A 22,649-nucleotide genomic window follows, 5' to 3' on the forward strand; every position below is an offset into this window, starting at 1 on the left:
ACCTTAAATTAATTAAGCGTCAGCAGCTTTAGAAACCATAACCATTGCAGGGCGTAATAAACGACCATTCAATGTGTAACCTTTTTGCATAACAGCAAGTACTGTATTAGGTGTTACATCGTTACTTGGTTGAATTGACATTGCTTGATGAAAATCTGGATTAAACTGCTCACCTTGTGGGTTTACAATTTCAACACCAAATTTAGAAACAGCGTCATTAAAGCTCTTAACCGTCATATCGATACCTTCAAGCAACGGCTTTAGTGTCTCATTTTCTTTATCAGAAAATTCAATAGCACGTTCAAGGTTATCAATTACAGGTAGTAATTCGTTAGCAAATTTTTCTAGTGCAAATTTATGCGCTTTTTCTACATCTTGTGCTGCACGACGACGAATATTATCTACATCTGCTGCGGCACGAACAACACCGTCTTTTTGATCAGCAATTGTTTGCTTTGCAGCTTCAAGCTCTGCATATAACATCGCAATTTCTGCTTCAGGGCTTTGTTCTTGTTCTGCATGCTGATCAGCGGCTTCTACTGCTGCTTCTACATCAGCCTGCATTTTAGAAATTTCTTCGTTTAATTCTACTTCTTGCTCAGGGTTTTGTGTCTGCTCAGACATAAAATACGTGCTCCAATTCTTTACAACTGCGGTAATTATGGGGATTGAATAAAAAGATTCAAGAGTTAGATGCCTCAATTAATTTAAATTCTTGAATTATTTCTTCAATCTGCGCTGATTTAGGACAAATTATACAAAAACGGCTTTGATATTCTTGATTTTTAAAGTACGGCACGCTTATTACAATTAATTCATCGCACTCAGTAAAAGGTAATTTTTCGCTATTAAGTACCGATACACCATTTTTAAAAGCAAGCTTATCTTCTACATAATTTAAAAACGAAACACCAATATTTAAACTTTGTTCGCAGTCTATTTGTTTGTAGAGGTAATTTTCACCAACAACAATACTATTATCTGAGCCTAATTTTTGGCTTAGTTGTCGCGTCCATTGATTAAGCGAATCATGACAATTTCGAGGCGCTGTATTTGCCATAGCTTGCATACGGTACAAACCTTCCATTAAGGTTTGTTGGCTAAATACAGTGTTCAACCAAGTGGCAAATTGATAACGAACAGAGTCTGACGAATCATGAGGTTTATCAATACAAATATTGTGACTCTGCCCTGCCCTATCTATTAATAAAATAAGCCAGTCGGTAGAATCAAAATCAAGCACTTCTACTCTAAACACTTGCTGTGAACTGGCTTGAGGTAAACCAACACAACAACATACTTGATATTTTTGGCTCAAACCATGCGCTAGCTCAACGAGTTGTGACTGCTGTGGTTGCCAATAATTAGCAATATCAGCAAGCACAAAAAATTCGTCAAACCAATAATCAAACCCTTCATTTGTCGGCACTCGCCCTGCGGATGTATGAGGTGAATACAATAAGCCCACTTTTTCTAAGCGAGCCATAGCATTACGAACCGTAGCCGAACACACTGCCATGCCTTTAAGCTTGGCAATTTTTGTTGATGGAACAGGCAAGCCTTCACCATTACAGTACATGTTCATAACAGCTGAAAAAATTTGCTGATCTCGTGGGTTTAGTTTCATGGTATCTACATCTTGTTGCATGAAAGAGATATCGGGGCGTTTAGTTCTTTTTCAAGTCGTGCAGCTAACTCACTACGAATAAAATTGAAGGTTTATAATATTGCTATAATCTGTATTTTCAAACACTTCTGTTTTGAGTTACTCTACTATTATTAAATCTCTTTGTGCGTACATTATGGACTCTCCTTTTAACACCATAGGCCTAATTGGCAAACCTAATCACCCAGGAGCCGCTGCTACCCTTCAGCGTTTACATACCTTTTTACTTGCGCTTGGCTTTGAGGTAATAGTAGAAAAACGCACAGGGAGTCAGTTAGACGATATTCCGCATGACAAACTTGTTAAGTTAGTCGACTTAGGTGAACAAGCCGATTTAGCCATTGTTGTAGGCGGTGACGGTAACATGCTTGGCGCAGCACGCGTACTTGCGCGCTTTAATATTGCTGTAATTGGTGTAAATAGAGGCAACCTTGGCTTTTTAACTGATTTAAACCCTGAAGGGTTTGAAGCGAGCTTAGAGCAAGTACTCAGTGGTGAGTATCTTGAAGAAAAACGTTTTTTATTAGAAGTAGAAGTATATCGCCACAACGAATTGAAGAGTGCAAACTCAGCCGTTAACGAAGCGGTACTTCATGCCGATAAAGTAGCGCACATGATTGAATTTGAAGCTTTCATAAATAATGACTTTGTGTTTTCTCAGCGCTCCGATGGTTTAATAGTATCAACCCCGACAGGCTCTACGGCGTATTCTCTTTCAGGTGGCGGTCCAATATTAACGCCAGAACTAAATGCTATATCGTTAGTACCTATGTTTCCTCATACCTTATCTAGCAGACCTTTAGTGGTAGATGCCGATAATGAAGTTCGTTTAAAGCTAAGCCTAGAAAATACAGATAGCCTACAGGTAAGCTGCGACAGCCACGTAGTGCTAGCCGTATTACCCGGCGATGAGGTAGTAATTAAAAAAGCCGATAAACAATTGCGCTTAATTCATCCAAAAAATTACTCTTACTACAACGTTTTACGTACAAAACTGAATTGGGGTAGTCGTTTGTACTAATTTTATTGCCAAATTTAGTACTATAAAGCAAAATAGCGACTTAAAATAATAATCAACTAATTTAGGAACGAGTAGCAATGACTTATGTAGTATTCTTTGCTTTACTGCTATTAATTACACTTTTATACAGTTACCTCAAAATTGAGAGTAACCGTAAAAAAGCGATAGAAGCTAGAAAAAAGCTATTTAATGAACGTGTTTCGCATGTAAATACGCGCCTTAAAGCAAAGCTTAATGATCTACTTGATGCTAAAATAATTCGCCCAAAATACGTTCCTCGCATTCAAGCTATTGTAAATAATTTTTTTGTTGTTCAATCACATACAGACGAGAACTTGCAACAGCTTGAAGATACTGCCGACCTACTAATTAATACGTTGTCCAACGAGTTAATTAAAATCAATCAAACAAATATAATTCAACCATTGATTGATAATATACAGTACTTTGTATCTGAGTTGCCCCAGCAAGGCATTTTATACAATAAGAGTTTTTATATTAATACATTACCTCCCCTCATTGCTCTGCTTAAAACCGAAGAGAGTATACAACCTACTGATATTGTTGATGATCGAATTGATGCATCTTCCCAAACTTCCGATACACAGTTTACTCAAGATGTAAGTGTTGCTTAAATAATAAAAAATTAATTTGCAAAAAACCAAAACACTGTATAAATTAACAGTTAATTGACTGGATGGATAAACAGTATGTTAATTGGTTTAGAAGTTAAAAATTTTGCAATCGTAAGTAATTTAAGCACAGAATGGCGCAGCGGTATGACTGCGATCACAGGTGAGACAGGTGCTGGTAAATCTATTGCTATTGATGCCCTATCGCTATGCTTAGGTGAGCGCGCTGAAGCATCAGCAGTTCGCCCAAGCTCTGATAAAGCAGAAGTATGTGCACAATTTGACTTAACAGATCTACCGCTTGCTCAAGCATTTTTAGAGCAACATATGCTAAGCACTTCTGACAACGAGTGCTTATTACGTCGTGTTGTTTGTAAAAATGGCCGTAGTAAAAGCTATATTAATGGTAGTGCGGTTACCGCATCACAATTAAAAGAACTTGGTCAATATTTAATATCTATTCATGGACAACATGCCCACCAACATTTATTAAAAGCTGAGCATCAGTTACAGCTTTTAGATGCCTATGCAGGGCATCACCACTTAGTAAATGATGTAAATAAAAACTATAAACAGTTTGCTAACTTACAAAAAGAATTTAAACACTTAGAACAACAACAGCAGCAACAAGCAGCGCAAAAACAATTACTAGAGTATCAAGTTGCTGAGCTTGATGAATTTGCATTACAAGAGAATGAGTTTGATTTAATTGAGGCTGAGCATTACAAACTAAGCAATAGCCAAACAATATTAGAATCGTGCCAACGTGAGTTACAACACTTATATGAAAGTGATGAGCAAAACGCTTGCTCTTTACTACAGCACAGCGCTCAACAATTTACCGAACTGGCTCAATATGACGAAAGTTTAGCAAGCGTAGCTGCTATGCTTAGCGAAGCCGCTGTACAAGTTGAAGAAGCAAGCCGCGAAGTGCGCAATTACACTGAGCAAGCAGATTTAGACCCAGCACGCTTAGTTGAAGTAGAAAATAGGCTAAGTGGAGCGATGGATTTAGCGCGTAAGCATCATATAAAACCACAGCAGTTAGTTGAGTTTCATCAATCGATTGCTCAAGAACTTGAGTCAATAAGTAATAATAGTAATCGTCTGGAGCAGCTTGAGTCAGAAATAGAAAGCGTGTTACTTAGTTACAAGCAAACTGCTGATGAATTAAGTAAAAGCCGCTGCGAGTATGCTAATACACTTAACACACTAATAAGTGAAAGCATGGCTAACTTATCAATGGAAAACGGTATTTTTGAAATAGCCTTAACTCAAGAGAGTAATCGTACACCAAACAGCCTAGGCTTTGATAATGTCTCGTTTTTAGTATCAACTAATCCGGGACAACCACTTCAACCATTAGCTAAAGTAGCATCAGGTGGTGAGCTTTCTCGTATAAGTCTTGCTATACAGGTAATTATTGCCCAAAAAGTAACAACCCCAACGCTTATTTTTGATGAAGTTGATGTAGGTATTTCTGGCCCAACGGCATCTGCTGTAGGTAAGTTATTACGCCAATTAGGTAAATCAACTCAAGTAATTTGTGTTACTCATTTACCGCAAGTTGCCAGTAGTGCACATCAGCAATTTTTTGTAGCTAAAGAAATAGCACAAGGCGAAACGTTTACTCATATGCTGCCTTTAAATAAAGATGGCCGTATTAATGAAATAGCCCGTTTACTTGGCGGCGATAACATAAGCAAAACAGCTAAAGCAAATGCTAAAGAACTAATAATGGCTCACGCCTAATGTGTTAGTAAATAACGTCTTCAAGGATTAAATAATGCACAGTACTTTAGTTGATTTTTGTATAATTTTAAGTTGGTTGTTATTAGTACTAAGCACCTGTTTAATTATATTTAGTAAATATAAACATACTTGTTTTAAACAACGTTTATTTAAGTTTTTAAATAGCTTTTTAGTTTTTCAACTAATCGTTGTGGCCTATTACTTTACTAGCGAAAAAATAAATGGACTAAGTGATTTAGGTGTTAGTTATTGGGTTTTAATTACAATGCAGATTGCGTGTATTGTAATATGCTACATGAGCTTAAAACGCAGAAAGGCTAAAATAAGGCCATCCCTTGATTCGTTTTCAATGGATTAAAGTAAATAAACATTTAAAAAGAGCACGTTCTGTTTTTACCTTGCTCTTTTGCTTTATAAAGTAGTTCATCAGCATGCTTAATATCTAGGTCAATTGAGCGCTCAGCGTTTGCAGCTGTGATGCCAATACTTAGCGTTATATTTACACTATCTGAAAATAAGCTTACAGCTGAAGCTTTAAGGGCATTATGGATTTTTTCTGCAACGAGCTCGGCCTCATCAACGGTTACATTTGGAATCACAATTAAAAACTCCTCACCGCCCCAACGTGAAGCAATCGCATTTTGCGGAATATTATTTTCAAATGTTTTGGCTAAATGGATAAGAGCTTCATCGCCAAAATCATGGCCGAATTGATCATTAATTTTTTTAAAATTATCTACATCAGCTAATAATATTACAAACGGAATATTATTATTTTTAAGCTCATTTTTAAAAGCTATAAGCTTATTCATAGTGAAACGACGGTTTGGCAGATTAGTGAGTGGATCTATAGTTGCTAAAAATTCATTTTTTTGGCTTAAAGCAATTAATTTACTGCTGTATTTTTCTCTTGAAAATTCGTAATAACCACTCAGCGATGCAACAATTATAAAAGCGAGTATGATTCTGACTGGAAACTGCTCAGGATTGTAGTCATATATATTAAATGTATCAGCGCAATAGAAACCGAGAACAATCGCCGATAAAAATAAAACAATATCAAACGTCCCTCGTTTAAGCCCTCGAATTGAATAAGTAACAGGAGACACTATAAATATCCATATAGGCCCTGTACCTTGTGCTCCTCCTGTAAGTACAAGATAAAACATCAGTGCATACAGGTTATATAAAATTACAGTTGCAGACTTCTCTACACCTCTACCTATATTAAACGCCGATAAGTAAGCAAACGAAGAAACAACCAAAGTAAATGCTAATAAATAGCTACTGTTAATAAATGCTAAGCTAGCCATCGAAAACGTTGCTATAAAGCCTATTGAGGAAAAGAACCGAACAATGAGCTTCCTTTCTAAATTGTTTGAATATTCGTACATAATTTCTATTTATTTATTAATGTATAAAAGCAAACTTATAGATATAAAGTAAGCAAACCGTAAACAGCGTGCAATAATGAACCTACTTTATATTTAAATCAACTATTAAGGTTAGTAATTAGCACTGACAATTGTGCACATATTTTTAGCCTCTTGCATTTATCTCAAGTAAGTACATTTTTACGATATTAAATTGCTTGGCACTAATACCATTTGCTAAATTATATAAGTACGCCCTTTTATTCCTGCAATAATCGAACTGACTGGTAGTCAAAAAATAATATAAACCTGCACAGTTAAAGATGGTAGTAACTATTCTATGAATTGTGCCTGGACCGAGTAAACAACACATTAATCAATAAAAATGCCGCTACAAAAAAGTACACGCATTATACCAATCCGCGATAATACTCAATCAATTTTAAGGATTGAACTTGGCGCTAACTGCGTTAAAACTTTCGAAATACTACTGCATGAATACAAAGCAATGTAGAGGTAATTACCGAGAACACCTAAGTAACGAAACTTTAGCCTCATTATCGACATAATTTTGTTATCTCAAAATAGATCACTTAATTAAGCGAATTGGTATTAGAGTATATAAACGACATAGAAGAAAGAAGTTTCGATAACGTTTATATATATGAAACGAGCCCTGAAAGCCGCTTAGTAGATACCCAAAGAAATCGCATTTGGCTTATAAAGAACAACCCATAATAACAAAGCAGTTTCTTTGAAAGTTACTATATAAGGTTTCTACATGAAGTTACTAACAAAAGGTGTTGTTCAAGAAAGCCATACAAAAGGTGGTATAAATATAGCCCCATTTGTCACTAATTACGTTGACATTACATTTGGAGAAAACAAATAAAAAAGCAAGCCACTTGGCTTGCTTTAAATATCGTTATTTTAACACGAAAAATTAAACTTTTAAGTAATCCATAATACCTTCTGCAGCGTTACGTCCTTCAAAAATAGCAGTTACCACTAAATCTGAACCACGTACAATGTCGCCACCAGCAAATATTTTAGGGTTAGTAGTTTGATGTGTAAACTCACCTTGCTCTGGTGCGTTAATACCGCCCCAGTTGTTTATTTCTACATCGTATTTTTCTAACCAATCCATTTTGTGAGGCTGGAAACCAAACGCCATAATAACTTGATCTGCTTCAATAACATGCTCTGAACCAGGTACTTCTTCAGCACGGCTTCTGCCTTTTGCGTCAGCTTCACCTAATTTAGTTTTAACCATTTTAACGCCGGTCACTTTACCTTTATCGTTCAATACAATGCCTTTAGGCTGAACGTTATACGTAAATATAACGCCTTCTTCTTTCGCGTTTTTAACTTCACGTTTAGAGCCTGGCATATTTTCTTTATCACGACGATAAGCACACGTTACTTTTGCAGCATTTTGTCGAATAGACGTACGCACACAGTCCATCGCTGTATCACCACCGCCAAGTACAACTACTTTTTGATTAGCCATATCAATACACGGTTGTTTTGTCTCATCGTAGCCCATTACACGGTTCGTGTTACCAATCAAAAACGGCAATGCATCGTGAACACCCGATGCATCTTCATTTTCAAGACCTGCACGCATACTCTGATACGTACCAACCCCTAAAAACACAGCGTCGTAATCAGCTAAAATTTGATCAAGTGTAATATCAACACCTACTTCAACATTTAACTTAAATTCTACGCCCATTTCAGTGAAAATTTCACGGCGCTTTTGCATTACTGATTTTTCAAGTTTAAAAGAAGGAATACCAAATGTGAGTAGTCCACCTATTTCTGGGTGACGATCAAACACTACTGGTTTAACGCCGTTACGCACCAAAATATCAGCACACCCTAAACCTGCAGGGCCCGCACCAATAATGGCTACTTTTTTGTCAGTCCATGTTACATAAGACATATCAGGCTTCCAGCCCATTTTAAATGCCTCATCAGTAATGTATTTTTCAATATTACCTATTGTAACCGCACCAAACTCTTCATCGAGCGTACACGAGCCTTCACACAAGCGGTCTTGTGGGCAAACACGCCCACAGACCTCTGGTAAGCTATTTGTACGATGAGAAAGCTCAGCCGCCTCTATAATACGGCCCGTGCGTATTAACTTTAACCATTGTGGAATGTAGTTATGTACTGGACATTTCCACTCACAGTACGGGTTACCACAATCTAAACAACGGTCAGCTTGTGAGTTAACCTGATTCTCTGAAAAGGGTTCGTAAATTTCTACGAAAGATTTTTTACGTGACGAGATTGGTTTTTTGCGTGGGTCTACACGCTGCACGTCTATAAATTGATATACATTTTCGCTCATACTGCCCCCTTATTGCGCCTGAACACGTAGTTCGGCACTACTGCGAGCGCGATGCCCGAGTAAACTTTTTACGTCACTTGATATTGGTTTTACTAATTTGAACATCGGTAAGTACAATTCAAAGTTAGCCAAAATACTTTCTGCTCTGCACGAACCCGTAAGCTCTAAATGCTCAGCAATTAAGCCGCGTAAATGTTCTTGATGCGACGTTAATTCGTCTAGTGTTACTATTTCGACAAGCTCTGGATTAATGCGTTTTTCAAAATCATTTCGCTCATCTAAAATATAAGCAAAACCACCTGTCATACCCGCGCCAAAGTTAACGCCTACATTGCCCAGTACACATACAACGCCGCCCGTCATGTATTCACAACAGTTGTCACCTACACCTTCAACAACCGCTTGCACACCTGAGTTACGAACTGCAAAGCGCTCGCCTGCACAACCTGCAGCAAACAGTTTGCCGCCTGTTGCACCGTATAAACATGTGTTGCCTGCAATTGTGGCTTTGTGACTTTCGAACGACGAGCCAAGTGGTGGACGAATAACTAGCTTACCGCCCGCCATGCCTTTACCTACGTAATCGTTTGCATCGCCAACCAGTGTCATTTCAAGGCCACCGGCATTCCACACACCAAATGATTGACCCGCAGTACCGTGTAGCTCAATTGCTACAGGATCTGCCGCCATACCTTGGTTGCCATATTTATCAGCAATATAGCCAGAAAGCATTGCACCTACCGATCTGTCGGTATTACAAATACGACTTACTAGTGAAATACCGCTTGAAGCATCAATTGCGTCTTGCGCCTTAGCAAGTAGGCTCTCATTAAGTTTTCCTACATAATGTGAGCTATTAGGCGCACTACAATAAAGTGTTTCACCTGTTGGGTTATTAGGCTGAGCAATTACGGAAGATAAATCAATTTTCTTCTGTTTAGCTGTTTTGCCTTCAATGGCTTCAAGCAAATCTAAACGACCGATTAAATCAGTTAAGTTTACAACACCTAAGCTTGCCATGATTTCACGTGCTTCTTGCGCTATAAACTTAAAGTAGTTCATCGCCATTTCTGGTAAGCCGTGGTAATGCTTTTGACGAAGTGTTTCGTCTTGTGTTGCAACACCGGTCGCACAGTTGTTTAAATGGCAAATTCGTAAGTATTTACAACCAAGCGCAACCATTGGGCCGGTACCAAAGCCAAAGCTTTCTGCACCTAAAATTGCCGCTTTAATTATATCTAAACCTGTTTTTAAGCCACCATCAGTTTGCAAACGAATGCGATGACGCAGTCCATTTTCAACAAGGGCTTGCTGCGTTTCAGCAAGTCCTAGCTCCCATGGGCTACCTGCATATTTAACTGAAGTAAGTGGGCTTGCGCCTGTACCGCCATCGTAGCCAGAAATAGTAATTAAATCGGCATACGCTTTAGCAACACCTGTCGCAATGGTTCCTACGCCTGGTTCTGAAACCAGTTTTACAGAAATAAGTGCTTTAGGGTTTACTTGTTTTAAATCGAAAATTAGCTGCGCTAAATCTTCAATTGAGTAAATATCGTGATGTGGTGGTGGCGAAATTAACGTAACACCTGGAACAGAATAACGAAGCTTAGCAATATATGGGGTTACTTTTTCACCCGGTAATTGACCGCCTTCGCCTGGTTTTGCACCTTGCGCTACTTTAATTTGAATAACGTCAGCACTGCGTAAGTAATGCGGCGTTACGCCAAATCGACCTGAAGCGACTTGCTTAATACGCGAGTTTTTCTCGGTACCATAACGCAGCTTATCTTCACCGCCTTCACCAGAGTTTGAACAACCACCTAAGCGGTTCATTGCAATTGCTAGAGCCTCATGCGCTTCTGGCGATAATGCACCAATACTCATTGCTGCTGAATCGAAACGCTTGTATAGGTTTTCTGCAGGCTCTACATCATCGATGCTAATGCCTTGCTCTGGAATTTTAAGCGCAAGCATGTCACGTAAAGTGGCAATAGGACGCGTATTAACAAGTTTTGCATATTCACTGTAATCACTGTATTCACCAGAACGAACTGCTTTTTGCAGGGTTTGGATTACATCAGGATTATAAGCATGATACTCGCCGCCATGTACGTACTTAAACAAGCCGCCGTGGCTTAATAATTTACGCTTACTTAGAGCGAGTTTGTGTAAGCTTTGCTGATCGTCATCAAAGTCGGTAAAGCATGCGCCCTGTATGCGACTCGCAACACCTTTAAAACACATTTGTACAATAGCGTCAGATAAACCAACCGCTTCAAACAACATTGAGCAGCGATATGACGCAACCGTACTTATGCCCATTTTAGACATGATTTTGTATAAGCCCTTGTTAATGGCTTTACGGTAAGCAAGAGTTACTTCGCAATACGACTTATTAATAATTTTGCTGTCGCTCATCGCAACTAACGATTCATACGCAAGGTATGGATAAATTGCCGTAGCACCAAAGCCTAATAACACAGCAAACTGGTGCGCATCACGCACGCTACCGGTTTCAATGATAATGTTTGATTCACAGCGAAGATTGTTATCAACTAATCGTTTTTGTACCGCACCTACAGCCATAGCTGCTGGAATCGGCAAATTTGCTTCATTAAAGTTACGGTCAGTTAAAATAAGCATGATACAACCAGCGGCTGCTTTTTCTTGTGCTTGGTCACAAATACGCGTTACCGCATTTTCTAAACCTTCTTCAACTGTGTAGGTAATATCAATTTTACAGTAGCTGTAATGCGCTTCATCAGCATTTAATAGCTGCTGCATGTCTGCGTACATTAAAATTGGCGTATCAAACTGTAGGCGCTTAGCATGGCCTGTTGTTTCGTTAAATACGTTTTGCTCACTACCAATACATGTCGCAAGTGACATTACATGATTTTCACGCAGTGGATCGATAGGTGGATTTGTTACTTGCGCAAATTTTTGGCGGAAGTAATCATAAAGCGAACGATGCCCTTCACTAAGCACTGCAAATGGCGTGTCATCACCCATTGAGCCGGTTGCTTCTTGGCCGTTTTCACCCATTACACGAATAACACTATCAAGCTCTTCGTTGGTATAACCAAACATTTTTTGATATTTAGCTAGCGTTTCGTCATCAAATGAGCGATTACCGGCGTCTTGCTCAGTAAGCTCTTCAAATGGTACTAAACGTTTAACGTTCTCTTCAAGCCACGACTTGTAAGGATGGCGAGACTTTAAATCTTGATCGATTTCATCTGAGTGCCAAATTTTGCCAAGCTTAGTATCAATAACTAATAATTCACCTGGACCAACACGGCCTTTTTCAACTACTTCATCGGCAGTGTAATCCCAAATACCCACTTCTGATGCAAGCGTAATAAAGCCATCTTGTGTAATTACATAACGCGCTGGGCGAAGTCCATTACGGTCAAGGTTACAAGCCGCAAAACGACCATCCGACATAACAATACCTGCCGGGCCATCCCATGGTTCCATATGCATAGAGTTAAAGTCGTAAAATGCACGTAAATCGTCGTCCATTGCACGGTTTTTCTGCCATGCAGGTGGTACGAGCATACGCATAGCGCGGAATAAATCCATGCCACCAGCTAAAAATAGCTCAAGCATATTATCTAGGCTTGATGAATCAGAGCCGGTTTCGTTTACAAACGGTGCTGCGCTTTGTAAATCAGGAATAAGCGGTGACGCAAACTTATATGAGCGTGCGCGTGCCCACTGGCGGTTACCTTCAATAGTATTAATTTCACCATTGTGTGCTAAATAGCGGAAAGGTTGAGCTAAAGGCCAACGCGGCTGAGTATTAGTAGAAAAGCGCTGATGGAAAACACAAATCGCACTCGTCATACGAATATCAGCTAAATCTAGGTAAAAATTTGGTAAATCTGCAGGCATCATTAAGCCTTTATAGATAGTTACCAAACCAGATAGACTTGCGATATAGAAAGCTTCGTCATCAACAATGCGTTTTTCAGCGCGGCGGCGTGCTACATATAAGCGACGCTCTAAGTCTTTAGAACGCCAACCTTCTGGCGCGCTAACAAAAATTTGTTCAAAACCTGGTAATTGCTGTACAGCAATAGGACCCAACATAGATGGGTCAGTTGGCACAACGCGCCAACCTAAAATATTTAACGTTTCTTTTTCTAATTCTTCGCTAAGTATTTGTTTTGCAGCTTGCGCTAAAACAGGGTCTGAATTTAAAAATATCATACCCACTGCGTAGTTTTTGCCTAAGTGCCAGTTATGTTCACTAGCAATAGCACGGAAAAAGCTATCTGGTTTTTGTAATAATAAACCACAGCCATCACCTGTTTTACCATCGGCAGATATACCACCACGGTGCTGCATGCGATCAAGCCCCGTAATAGCAGTACGAATAAGCCTATGACTAGCTTGACCATTAACTTGGGCTATTAAGCCAAAGCCACAATTTTCTTTTTCTAACTTTGAGTCGTATAACATAGACCCCTCCCCTTGCTGCACTGTTAGCGTGGATGAACTGCTCGACGATTTGCTAACAGACGGACAAAACTAGCCTCTATCTTAAATAGAGTCAATAGCACTTTGAATACATATTCACATTCTTGAATATTTCTCACTTCATAGCAAGATTTCTTTTTATCATTATTTTTAACATTTAGCGTTATTTTAACCACTATTTTTTCATGACACTGGTGTCAAGTTTAACATATTGTAAAAAACACGAGTCTTCAGCATACCAGCTTACGTAAACGTAAAGGCAACCGAAAGTGAATAAGTATTCAGCGCTAGAGGGGCTATTCAGTTAACATTTAGATAGTTTTATGCTATTTCATTACTTTAATGGCTTAACATCCCCGATTATTGCTGCTCATTAGTATAGTTATGAAAGTTCATGTCATTTTTTGTACGTTAATAGTGAATTTTTATTTAAAACTATGTCCGATGCGGACACATAAACTGTCCGCGGACATAAATTTCAATAACAAAAAAATAAAATCACTTAAATATCAATAGGATAATAATTGGCATATTAATCGTATAGCTTTATATATAATCGCTAATTGGAATTACTATGTTTACTCTAAGCTTATTTTTACTCTCTCCTATTGCCGCTATTTGCACAGCAGCTTTATTACTGCTGTGCGAAAAATACATAAAAGCAATTTAGGGGAAATTAAATGATTAAAGATACCAGCGCACAAGACGTACAAGTAAAGGCACCTATAAGCTATAAAAAATACGCGATAATCACTGCGATTTTTTTCATTGTGGTCTCTGCAATTGCTTATATTTTTTTAACGAGCCATAGCGCTAAAAGCTCTATTAGCCGCTCAAAAGTACAGATTGCAAAAGTACATGTTAAAGCGCTCATTCGAGACATTGCCGCCAGTGGTAAAATTGTTGCTGCTAATGCTCCTAAAATCTACAGTCCAGAACGTGGATTTATAGATTTAAAAGTAAAGGCCGGCGATACAGTAAAGCAAGGCGACACACTTGCCCTGCTGCAAAGCCCTGAGTTAACTAATGAATTAAAGCAACAGGAGTCTGTACTTAAAAGACTTGAAGGCGAACAGCAAAGGCAGCATTTGCAAGCAAGACGCCAAACACTCACCTTAAATAAAACACTCGATATGGCACAAGTCGAGCTTAACGCCGCTGAGCGCGAAAATCGTCGCGCACAGTTATCAATACAAAAGCACTTAATTAGCCAAATTGATCTAGAAAAAGCAGTTGATGATTTATCCCGAGCTAAGCTCTCCTATAAGCATGCGCAGCAAGAGGTATTGCTTGCCAAAGACACGCTCGCTTTTGAACTACAAGCTGCTAAAAGTGATGTGACCCGCCAACAACTTATCGTTGATGACTTAATCCGAAAAGTAAGCAACCTATCTATTAAGGCTACCGTTACAGGGATCGTGGGTAACCTATTAGTGCAACAAAAAGCCGCAGTGACGCAAAGCCAACCTCTTATGACTCTCGTCGACTTAAGTAATTTTGAAGCCGAACTCCAAGTTCCTGAAAGTTACGCAAACGAATTAGGACTCGGTATGGAAGTAGAGCTTAAGTTAGGCAATGAAACAGTGATGGGGAATTTATCCGCCATATCACCAGAAGTTAATAATCGTGAAGTAACCGCACGCGTCCGGTTTAAAGGTGTTACTAACAGCATTCGTCAGAACCAACGCTTAACTGCACGTATTTTACTCGACAACCGAGAAGGTGTAATGCAAGTAAAGCGTGGTGCATTTATGCAGCAAGGCGGAATTATAGCTTATAAAGTCGATGGCAATATCGCAAAGCGTATATCTATTACAATAGGCGCCACCAGCATTAATGCGGTTGAGCTTTTAAGCGGACTAAAAGAAAACGATGAAATTATTATTTCAAGCTACAGCGACTTTAAGCAAGCCAACACGATTTTATTAAATTAAACAGACGTTCTCAACCAACGCTAAAAATAATTAGGAACAACCATGTTACAAATGAACAATGTAAGTAAAGTATACCAAACAGAAATGGTACAAACCCATGCGCTTCAAGATTTTAATCTGCAAGTAAACGAAGGCGAATTTATTGCTGTTACCGGTCCTAGCGGCTCAGGAAAAACAACCTTTTTAAATATTGCAGGTATGCTCGAGCCTTTTAACGAAGGTGAATACCTGTTGGATGGCGTTAATGTTGGCAGCCTAAACGATAACCAACGTGCTGATTTACGTAATCAAAAAATTGGCTTTATATTCCAAGGCTTTAATTTGATCCCCGATTTAAATTTATATGAAAACATAGAAGTTCCTCTTCGCTACAGAGGGATTAAAGCAAATGAGCGGAAACGTCGAATTGAGCAATGCCTTGAACAAGTTGGTTTAGCATCTAGGGCTAAGCACTTACCTCAACAATTGTCGGGCGGTCAACAACAACGTGTTGCAATAGCACGTGCACTTGCCGGAGAACCTCGTTTTTTACTTGCCGATGAGCCAACAGGTAACCTTGACAGCTTAATGGCTCGCCAAGTTATGGAGTTACTTGAACAAATCAATCGCGACGGTGCCACTATTGTAATGGTAACTCATGATAGCGAATTAGCCCGCCGTGCTCCGCGTAATATTCAAGTAGTTGATGGACAACTTGCCGACTTTACGCTTTATCAGGGCGCGCAAACTATAAAAACAGCATCGGGGGTTTAACTAATGTTTATTCATTATTTAGATTTAAGTTGGCGCAGCTTCAAGCGCACCCCACTGGTTAGCTTTTTAATGGTACTTGCCATTGCGATAGGTATAGGCATAACAATGACCAGCCTTAGTGTTTATCACATGATGTCGGCCGATCCTATTCCAGAAAAAAGCAGCCAACTTTACAGTGTGCAATTACAAACAATGGACGATGGTAGTACGTGGTGGACAGAAGATAACATGCCACTGCAACTGACCTATCAAGATGCTGAGAACTTATTAAACGCACCCACGTCAGAGAAAAAAGTGGCTATGATGCGTACCGGCTTTTCAGTTTATTTAGACTCCGACAAAATAAAACCTTTTATAGGTAATGCTCGCATGACAACGCCTGACTTTTTTAGCATGTTTAATTTGTCATTTTTGTACGGTGGAGCTTGGAGCAAAGAGCAAGAAAACTCAGCCGCACCTGTAGTTGTTATTACCCAAGAGATAAACGATAAACTATTTGCAGGAAAAAACTCCGTCGGCAAGCTTATCAATTTAGATGATGCAAGCTATCAAGTAGTTGGTGTTATTAACCATTGGCCTCTCAATATTAAATATTATGATTTAAATAACGGTGCATTTAATCAAGTAGAAGAGTTATTTATGCCCTTTAGCTTAATAAAGGCAAAAGAGCTCGTAAGTTGGGGCAATAGCAATGGATGGAAACACGAAAACACACCAACCTTTGCAGATAAACTGCAATCTGAACAAGTATGGATCCAGTTTTGGGCAGAGCTAAATACGCTTGAACAAAAACAAGCCTATCAAAATTACTTATTAGCCTACATGCAAGAACAACAAAAACGTGGTCGATTTAATCGTAAAGAACTTGAGTATAAACTTCGCGATGTAAACCAATGGATGCAATACAACAACGTCGTCACCGAAGACAATAAAATTTTAGTGGGCCTGAGCTTTATGTTCTTAGGTGTCTGCTTAGCCAATATTTTAGGTTTACTTTTAGCTAAGTTTTTACGCAGAGCGCCAGAAGTAGGTGTAAGGCGCGCATTAGGTGCTAGTAAAAGGCAAATATTTTTACAGCACTTAGTTGAGGTCGCCATGCTTGGCTTTATAGGTGGCATGCTAGGAATTGTACTAGCACAACTTGGCTTAATGGGCGTAGGGCAAAGCTACGACTACTATGAAAACTTAGCGACAATGGATTTAACCATGCTATTGAGCGCTCCATTGATTGCAATTACAACCTGCATTTTGGCTGGTTTGTACCCAGCTTGGCTAGTGTGCAAAACCAACCCTGCCATTTATCTTAAGAGCCAATAAGGAATTTAACAATGTTAGAAATAAAACCTATATTCAACGCCTTATGCCGCTCAAAGGTGGGCGCTGTATTACTGCTAATTCAAATTGCAATCACAACGGCAATAGTCAGTAATGCTGCATTTATCATTCAAGACAGAATTAGCTATTTAAACCAAGAAACGGGCTACCCTGAACAAGATATATTTAAGTTTAATGTAATGACCTTTGGTACTGATATTAACTTAAGTCAGCAGTTTGAGCTTGATGAAAGCATGCTTAGAAAAATGCCAGGCGTGGTCGATGCCGCATTAAGCAGTAGTATTCCACTATCAGGGAGTGGCAGCGCTTCGAGCTTTAATTTAAAACCTGCTCCACAAGAAGGCCTAAGTGTCAGGACCGCTTATTTTTTTATAGATGACCACGCAATTAATACCTACGGCGTTAACTTGATTGCAGGGCGAAACTTTACCGAAGATGAAGTGCTCGTTACAAACGAAATTACACAAAAGCGCACCAACGTCACTATAGTCACTAAAGCCTTACTTGATGAGCTCTACCCTGATGGAGATGGTTTAGGGAAAATAGTTTATTTTGGCGACCTACCACTTAAAATTATTGGCGTGATCGGAAACATGAAAGGCCCGTGGCTCAAAGACAGTAAACCCGATAATCTTGCGTTTATTCCTTATATTAAAGCAGCAAGTTATGCACAAGTTGCCGTTCGTACAGAGCCTGGTCAGCGAGCAGCTGTAATGAAAGAAATAGAAAATGCTATGCTCGAAAATTACAGCAAACGCGTTATTAATAACATTAAAGGACTTGATGAATTAAAAAATGAGTATACCGCTCAAGATCGCCTCATGATGCGCATGCTCATAGTATTAATCACTATTTTAGTGCTTATAACCGCTCTCGGTATTTTTGGCTTAACCTTATTTAATATTAGCAAACGTACTAAGCAAATTGGTACACGCAGAGCTCTTGGCGCAAGAAAGTCAGCTATTGTTAGCTACTTTTTAGTAGAAAATGCATTAATTTGTAGCCTAGGTTTAGCCTTAGGTGTAGTAACAGCAATACTGCTTGGGAAAATGTTAATGCAGTATTTTTCTGTAGCTGCACTACCGCCAAGTTATATAGCCGTTACCGCCATTGCCGTATTTTTAATGAGCTTACTTGCGGTATTAGCGCCGGCTAAACGCGCTGCTAATATTTCGCCCAGTATCGCAACTCGCACTATTTAATAATATGTAAATCACTATGCTACACTGCTTAGTAAGGCAGTGTAGCCATTAAAAAATTATAAAAATAACCTATGACTCATAAAATACTCATTGTTGATGATAACCAAGCAGTACTCGACGCACTTTCGTTATTGCTCGAGATCCACGACTTTTCGGTAGTCACTGCAACAAATCCGTTTGATGCTCTGCAAATAGTTCGCTATCAGCGAATTGAGCTTGTAATTCAAGACATGAACTTTACCAGCGACACAACCTCTGGCGAAGAAGGTAAAACGTTGTTTTATGAACTACGAGAAATAAACCCACACCTCCCTATTATACTTATTACAGCCTGGACCGAACTTGCTACCGCTATTGAGCTTGTAAAAGCAGGTGCTGCCGATTACTTACCAAAACCCTGGGATGATGCAAAACTACTAGTTTGTATCAGTAACTTAATAGAGCTAGGCTGTGCTAAAAAAATAGTGGCGACACATAATCGCCATCAACAAGAGCGTGAAGGTACATTTAAAAGCGCAGACCTTGCCGGGCTAATATTTAAAAGCACGGCTATGGAACGACTGGTCACTATGGCGCTACAAGTAGCTAAATCTGATATATCTGCATTAATTACAGGCCCTAATGGAAGTGGTAAAGAGTGCATTGCGCATATCATTCAAAAAAACTCCCCACTTGTATCGCAACCTTTTATTAAGGTAAACGCAGGCGCACTACCACAAGAACTTATAGAAGCCGAACTTTTTGGCGCTGAAGCTGGCGCATACACGGGGATAACTAAACAACGTATTGGTCGATTTGAAGCAGCTGATGGCGGTACGTTATTTTTAGATGAAATTGGTAATTTACCACTTTCAGGACAAATAAAATTACTACGCGTAGTACAAACCGGCGAGTTTGAACGTTTAGGCTCAACACAAACACAAAAAGTAAATGTGCGAGTAATATCGGCTACTAACGAAAACTTACTACAAGCAATTGAACAAGGTCGATTTAGGGAAGACTTATATTATCGCCTTAATGTAATTGAACTCAATGTGCCTGCCCTTAGCGAAAGGCAAGATGATGTTTTAGCACTCATTAGCCACTTCTTACCTCACCGAGAGCTGACTATAAACACAGAGCAAGCACTTCAACATTATAAATGGCCAGGTAACGTTCGAGAGCTAGAAAATGCTTGTAAACGTGTAGCGGTACTAAAACCAACAGGTGCGCTTACAGTCGATGACTTTGCACTTTCGTCATCGGTTACTGCTCAACAAGAAGCAAAAGCAGAACCGACCAAACAAGAAATAGAACACGCAATGCGCGCTCATCAAGGTGTTATAGCCAAAGTGGCCCGTGAATTTGGTTTAAGCCGACAAGCTCTTTATCGTCGATTACAAAAAATGGATATTGATTATTAATGCCAAACATTATTAGCCACTTTACCCTAAGCCAAAAGGTTGTGTTAATTTGCGCACTTTGTAGCGCGCTGCCTGTTTTTATTATTGCCGCACTTAGTGGTTTTGATATGTACTACACTCTGTTTTTAATATTACTAACGCTTGCATTTAGCACCTTGCTTTCAAGAGCTCTCACCAAACCAATAAAGCTTGGCATGCAATCGCTCGAAACCGGGTTGCTTAATTTTAAAGATGGTGAGCTCTCCAGCTTACTAGCGTATAAAAGTAATGATGAACTTGGAAAACTATGCCGACTTTATAATCAAACCGCTAAACAGCTTCGCCAAGAAAAACAATGGATTTACCAGCGCGAGTTAATGCTTGATAAAGTATTGCAAAGCTCGCCGCAAGCATTATTACTGGTCAATGATAATAATACGGTGGTATTTAGTAATTTAATTAGCCGTAGTTTATTTAATAGCGCAACCCGCCTTGAAGGTATGCAGCTAAGTAAATTACTCGAAAATTCGCCCCTGCAATTAATAGCAGCTATAGAGCACGGTGTTGATGGCCTCTTTAATATAGAAATAGAGAATCAAGACTCGCAAACTTGGCATTTAGCCACCGGGGAGTTTTTACTCAATAACCAAAAGCATCATTTATATATATTCAAACAATTAACCCGTGAGCTTAGTCGCCAAGAAGTTGCCGTGTGGAAAAAGGTAATACGCATTATCAGCCACGAGTTGAATAATTCACTCGGCCCTATGTCGTCCATGTTACATAGCGCACAATTGCTCGCAAATAAAGTTGATGAGCCCCGCCTTGCCCGTGTATTTGCAACTATTAATGAGCGAATTAGTCATTTAACTGAATTTGTACAAGGCTATGGCAAGTTTGCTAAATTACCTCAGCCACAAAAAACACGGATTAACTGGCAAAACACACTCAATAATTTAAAAAATCACTGGCAATTTAGCTACAAAATAAAAAATTCACACAATGAATTACAAGCTGATCAAGCCCAACTCGAGCAGCTGCTCATAAACTTATTAAAAAATTCACACGAGTCAGGCTCCAACTCCAATGAAATACATATTCAGGTCGAATTTGTACCCCAAGCTTGTGTTATAAATGTGAGCGACTGCGGCAAAGGTATGAGCGAGCAAGTAATGGCAAATGCTTTAGTGCCCTTTTATTCTACAAAAAGTACGGGGAGTGGTTTAGGGCTAGCCTTATGCAGAGAAATAGCAGAAGCGCACCAGGGGCATATAAGTTTACACAACAAAATAGAGGGCGGCTTAAACGTACAAGTGAGCCTTCCCTATTCGTAAATTCACAAAAATTAAAAACAACAAAGCCACTTAAAAAGTGGCTTTGTGTTTAAAGAGCTTAATAACCTGATAGCAGGTTGAGTAATAAAATTACTCTGCGTCAGCTTCTTTATATTTAGCAGCAGTTTCTGTAATTAACGGCTGTAATTCACCGCGTTGAAACATTTCGATAATAATGTCACAACCACCAACTAATTCGCCATCTACCCATAATTGCGGGAATGTTGGCCAATTTGCGTATGCTGGAAGCTCAGCACGAATGTCTGGATTAAGTAAAATATCAACGTATGCAAATGGTTCACCACATGACATTAACGCTTGCGATGCTTGTGAAGAAAAACCACAATTAGGTAATTTTGGTGACCCTTTCATGAAAAGGATTATTGGGTTTTCTGAAATTTGCTGTTTAATTTTATCAATGGTTTCCATCTACAACCTCAAAGTAACGATAGCTAAATATATTTAGGTCTTGAAAATAACTCATCGTGACCACAAATATATAACTTAATATGGGCAAATAAAGCCGCAATTGAAATAGTCTTTCGCAATAGCATTGCTGTTTGCTTAAACTTGAGTAAAATACTCAACAATTATAGTAACACTATATTACCGCTTGGTATAGGTAACTGCTCTGTTTCAACAGGCATTACGTATTACCAAATGGACTATCAACCAAAGAAGATGGAGATAAAAAAATGGCATTTGAACTACCGTCACTACCATATGCAATCGACGCACTTGAGCCACATATTTCAAAAGAAACACTAGAGTTTCACCATGGCAAACACCACAACACTTACGTGGTTAAGCTTAATGGTTTAATCCCTGGTACTGAGTTTGAAAACAAATCTCTAGAAGAGATCGTATGTTCATCAGAAGGCGGCGTATTTAACAACGCAGCACAAATCTGGAACCATACTTTTTACTGGAACAGCTTATCTCCAAACGGCGGCGGCGAGCCTACTGGCGCAGTTGCTGATGCAATCAACGCCAAATGGGGTTCTTTTGATGCGTTTAAAGATGCATTAAATGACAAAGCAGTAAATAACTTTGGTTCAAGCTGGACGTGGTTAGTTAAGCTTGCTGATGGTTCACTAGACATCGTTAATACATCTAACGCTGCTACACCATTAACTGATGATGGCGTTACTCCAATCCTTACAGTGGATTTATGGGAACACGCTTACTACATTGATTACCGTAACGTTCGTCCAGATTACCTTAAAGGTTTTTGGTCGCTTGTTAACTGGGAATTCGCGAACGCTAACTTCGCTTAATTAGCCTTTAAACGCTAATGTAAAAAAGACGCTTAGGCGTCTTTTTTTGTTTCTTGTTTATCACACCTAAGCGCCTCATCATTTAATAAAACACTTTTAGTAACATGATCTTTTTTCACTTAAATTTTTAATTTTATTGCACAA

Annotated in this window: 16 protein-coding genes; 10 read left to right on the top strand and 6 right to left on the bottom strand. The window is 39.1% G+C overall.

Annotation, left to right across the window (positions count from 1 at the left end):
• Positions 1 to 12 precede the first annotated feature (12 nt).
• Positions 13 to 624: a nucleotide exchange factor GrpE gene (gene grpE / locus GQR38_RS07440; RefSeq protein WP_007375833.1), complete on the bottom strand. Its 612-nt coding sequence runs from the start codon at positions 622 to 624 to the stop codon at positions 13 to 15.
• A gap of 58 nt (positions 625 to 682) precedes the next feature.
• The gene (locus GQR38_RS07445; RefSeq protein ID WP_024590838.1) at positions 683 to 1,648 is read right to left on the bottom strand and encodes an HrcA family transcriptional regulator; all 966 of its coding nucleotides are present in this window, start codon (positions 1,646 to 1,648) and stop codon (positions 683 to 685) included.
• 154 nt (positions 1,649 to 1,802) lie between these two features.
• On the opposite strand from GQR38_RS07445, the gene nadK reads away from it, so the two are divergent.
• The 3 genes from nadK to recN all read left to right on the top strand — a co-directional run bounded on the left by nadK (position 1,803) and on the right by recN (position 5,071).
• Positions 1,803 to 2,687, top strand: coding sequence for an NAD(+) kinase (gene nadK, locus GQR38_RS07450; protein ID WP_004335384.1), 885 nt, complete (start codon positions 1,803 to 1,805; stop codon positions 2,685 to 2,687).
• A gap of 77 nt (positions 2,688 to 2,764) precedes the next feature.
• Entirely contained in the window at positions 2,765 to 3,322 is a 558-nt protein-coding gene (locus GQR38_RS07455) for a hypothetical protein (protein ID WP_165722512.1), read from the top strand.
• A gap of 75 nt (positions 3,323 to 3,397) precedes the next feature.
• A complete protein-coding gene (gene recN / locus GQR38_RS07460) occupies positions 3,398 to 5,071 on the top strand; it encodes a DNA repair protein RecN (RefSeq protein WP_165722510.1) in 1,674 nt (557 codons plus the stop codon).
• Between the two features lie 371 nt (positions 5,072 to 5,442).
• Here the strand turns inward: recN and GQR38_RS07465 are convergent, their stop codons facing one another.
• From GQR38_RS07465 to gltB, 3 genes are all read right to left on the bottom strand, one after another.
• Positions 5,443 to 6,465: a GGDEF domain-containing protein gene (locus GQR38_RS07465; protein ID WP_346774074.1), complete on the bottom strand. Its 1,023-nt coding sequence runs from the start codon at positions 6,463 to 6,465 to the stop codon at positions 5,443 to 5,445.
• A 922-nt stretch (positions 6,466 to 7,387) separates the two neighbouring features.
• Entirely contained in the window at positions 7,388 to 8,803 is a 1,416-nt protein-coding gene (locus GQR38_RS07470) for an FAD-dependent oxidoreductase (RefSeq protein WP_165722507.1), read from the bottom strand.
• A gap of 9 nt (positions 8,804 to 8,812) precedes the next feature.
• Positions 8,813 to 13,270, bottom strand: coding sequence for a glutamate synthase large subunit (gltB, locus tag GQR38_RS07475; RefSeq protein WP_165722505.1), 4,458 nt, complete (start codon positions 13,268 to 13,270; stop codon positions 8,813 to 8,815).
• Positions 13,271 to 13,968: 698 nt separating this feature from the next.
• Between gltB and GQR38_RS07480 the strand changes: the two genes are divergently transcribed.
• The 6 genes from GQR38_RS07480 to GQR38_RS07505 all read left to right on the top strand — a co-directional run bounded on the left by GQR38_RS07480 (position 13,969) and on the right by GQR38_RS07505 (position 21,228).
• Positions 13,969 to 15,222, top strand: coding sequence for an HlyD family efflux transporter periplasmic adaptor subunit (locus GQR38_RS07480; RefSeq protein WP_165722503.1), 1,254 nt, complete (start codon positions 13,969 to 13,971; stop codon positions 15,220 to 15,222).
• A gap of 42 nt (positions 15,223 to 15,264) precedes the next feature.
• On the top strand, positions 15,265 to 15,975 hold the full coding sequence (locus GQR38_RS07485) for an ABC transporter ATP-binding protein (protein WP_165722501.1): 711 nt from the start codon (positions 15,265 to 15,267) through the stop codon (positions 15,973 to 15,975).
• Positions 15,976 to 15,978: 3 nt separating this feature from the next.
• Positions 15,979 to 17,292 (top strand): ABC transporter permease, encoded by a 1,314-nt coding sequence (locus tag GQR38_RS07490; RefSeq protein ID WP_165722499.1) that lies wholly within the window; start codon positions 15,979 to 15,981, stop codon positions 17,290 to 17,292.
• Between the two features lie 11 nt (positions 17,293 to 17,303).
• Positions 17,304 to 18,512 carry an FtsX-like permease family protein gene (locus GQR38_RS07495; protein ID WP_165722497.1) on the top strand — a complete coding sequence of 403 codons (1,209 nt, stop codon included), beginning with the start codon at positions 17,304 to 17,306 and terminating at the stop codon, positions 18,510 to 18,512.
• A 71-nt stretch (positions 18,513 to 18,583) separates the two neighbouring features.
• The gene (locus GQR38_RS07500; RefSeq protein WP_101216458.1) at positions 18,584 to 19,915 is read left to right on the top strand and encodes a sigma-54 dependent transcriptional regulator; all 1,332 of its coding nucleotides are present in this window, start codon (positions 18,584 to 18,586) and stop codon (positions 19,913 to 19,915) included.
• Complete coding sequence (locus tag GQR38_RS07505; protein WP_165722495.1) at positions 19,915 to 21,228, top strand: ATP-binding protein; 1,314 nt, start codon at positions 19,915 to 19,917, stop codon at positions 21,226 to 21,228. Before GQR38_RS07500 ends, GQR38_RS07505 begins: the two co-directional genes overlap by 1 nt.
• A 90-nt stretch (positions 21,229 to 21,318) precedes the next feature.
• Here GQR38_RS07505 and GQR38_RS07510 read toward each other — a convergent pair whose 3' ends face one another.
• A complete protein-coding gene (locus tag GQR38_RS07510; RefSeq protein WP_004335359.1) occupies positions 21,319 to 21,657 on the bottom strand; it encodes a Grx4 family monothiol glutaredoxin in 339 nt (112 codons plus the stop codon).
• 266 nt (positions 21,658 to 21,923) lie between these two features.
• Between GQR38_RS07510 and GQR38_RS07515 the strand changes: the two genes are divergently transcribed.
• Positions 21,924 to 22,505 carry a Fe-Mn family superoxide dismutase gene (locus GQR38_RS07515; protein WP_002960323.1) on the top strand — a complete coding sequence of 194 codons (582 nt, stop codon included), beginning with the start codon at positions 21,924 to 21,926 and terminating at the stop codon, positions 22,503 to 22,505.
• Positions 22,506 to 22,649 lie beyond the last annotated feature (144 nt).

It is taken from the genome of Pseudoalteromonas sp. c7(2019), assembly GCF_011378625.1.
Lineage (GTDB): Bacteria > Pseudomonadota > Gammaproteobacteria > Enterobacterales > Alteromonadaceae > Pseudoalteromonas > Pseudoalteromonas arctica.

What these genes read in the sequence shown, in the direction of transcription:
- grpE (WP_007375833.1), bottom strand. Translation starts at nt 624, where the DNA reads ATGTCTGAGCAGACACAAAACCCTGAGCAAGAAGTAGAATTAAACGAA.
- GQR38_RS07445 (WP_024590838.1), bottom strand. Translation starts at nt 1,648, where the DNA reads ATGCAACAAGATGTAGATACCATGAAACTAAACCCACGAGATCAGCAA.
- nadK (WP_004335384.1), top strand. Translation starts at nt 1,803, where the DNA reads ATGGACTCTCCTTTTAACACCATAGGCCTAATTGGCAAACCTAATCAC.
- GQR38_RS07455 (WP_165722512.1), top strand. Translation starts at nt 2,765, where the DNA reads ATGACTTATGTAGTATTCTTTGCTTTACTGCTATTAATTACACTTTTA.
- recN (WP_165722510.1), top strand. Translation starts at nt 3,398, where the DNA reads ATGTTAATTGGTTTAGAAGTTAAAAATTTTGCAATCGTAAGTAATTTA.
- GQR38_RS07465 (WP_346774074.1), bottom strand. Translation starts at nt 6,465, where the DNA reads ATGTACGAATATTCAAACAATTTAGAAAGGAAGCTCATTGTTCGGTTC.
- GQR38_RS07470 (WP_165722507.1), bottom strand. Translation starts at nt 8,803, where the DNA reads ATGAGCGAAAATGTATATCAATTTATAGACGTGCAGCGTGTAGACCCA.
- gltB (WP_165722505.1), bottom strand. Translation starts at nt 13,270, where the DNA reads ATGTTATACGACTCAAAGTTAGAAAAAGAAAATTGTGGCTTTGGCTTA.
- GQR38_RS07480 (WP_165722503.1), top strand. Translation starts at nt 13,969, where the DNA reads ATGATTAAAGATACCAGCGCACAAGACGTACAAGTAAAGGCACCTATA.
- GQR38_RS07485 (WP_165722501.1), top strand. Translation starts at nt 15,265, where the DNA reads ATGTTACAAATGAACAATGTAAGTAAAGTATACCAAACAGAAATGGTA.
- GQR38_RS07490 (WP_165722499.1), top strand. Translation starts at nt 15,979, where the DNA reads ATGTTTATTCATTATTTAGATTTAAGTTGGCGCAGCTTCAAGCGCACC.
- GQR38_RS07495 (WP_165722497.1), top strand. Translation starts at nt 17,304, where the DNA reads ATGTTAGAAATAAAACCTATATTCAACGCCTTATGCCGCTCAAAGGTG.
- GQR38_RS07500 (WP_101216458.1), top strand. Translation starts at nt 18,584, where the DNA reads ATGACTCATAAAATACTCATTGTTGATGATAACCAAGCAGTACTCGAC.
- GQR38_RS07505 (WP_165722495.1), top strand. Translation starts at nt 19,915, where the DNA reads ATGCCAAACATTATTAGCCACTTTACCCTAAGCCAAAAGGTTGTGTTA.
- GQR38_RS07510 (WP_004335359.1), bottom strand. Translation starts at nt 21,657, where the DNA reads ATGGAAACCATTGATAAAATTAAACAGCAAATTTCAGAAAACCCAATA.
- GQR38_RS07515 (WP_002960323.1), top strand. Translation starts at nt 21,924, where the DNA reads ATGGCATTTGAACTACCGTCACTACCATATGCAATCGACGCACTTGAG.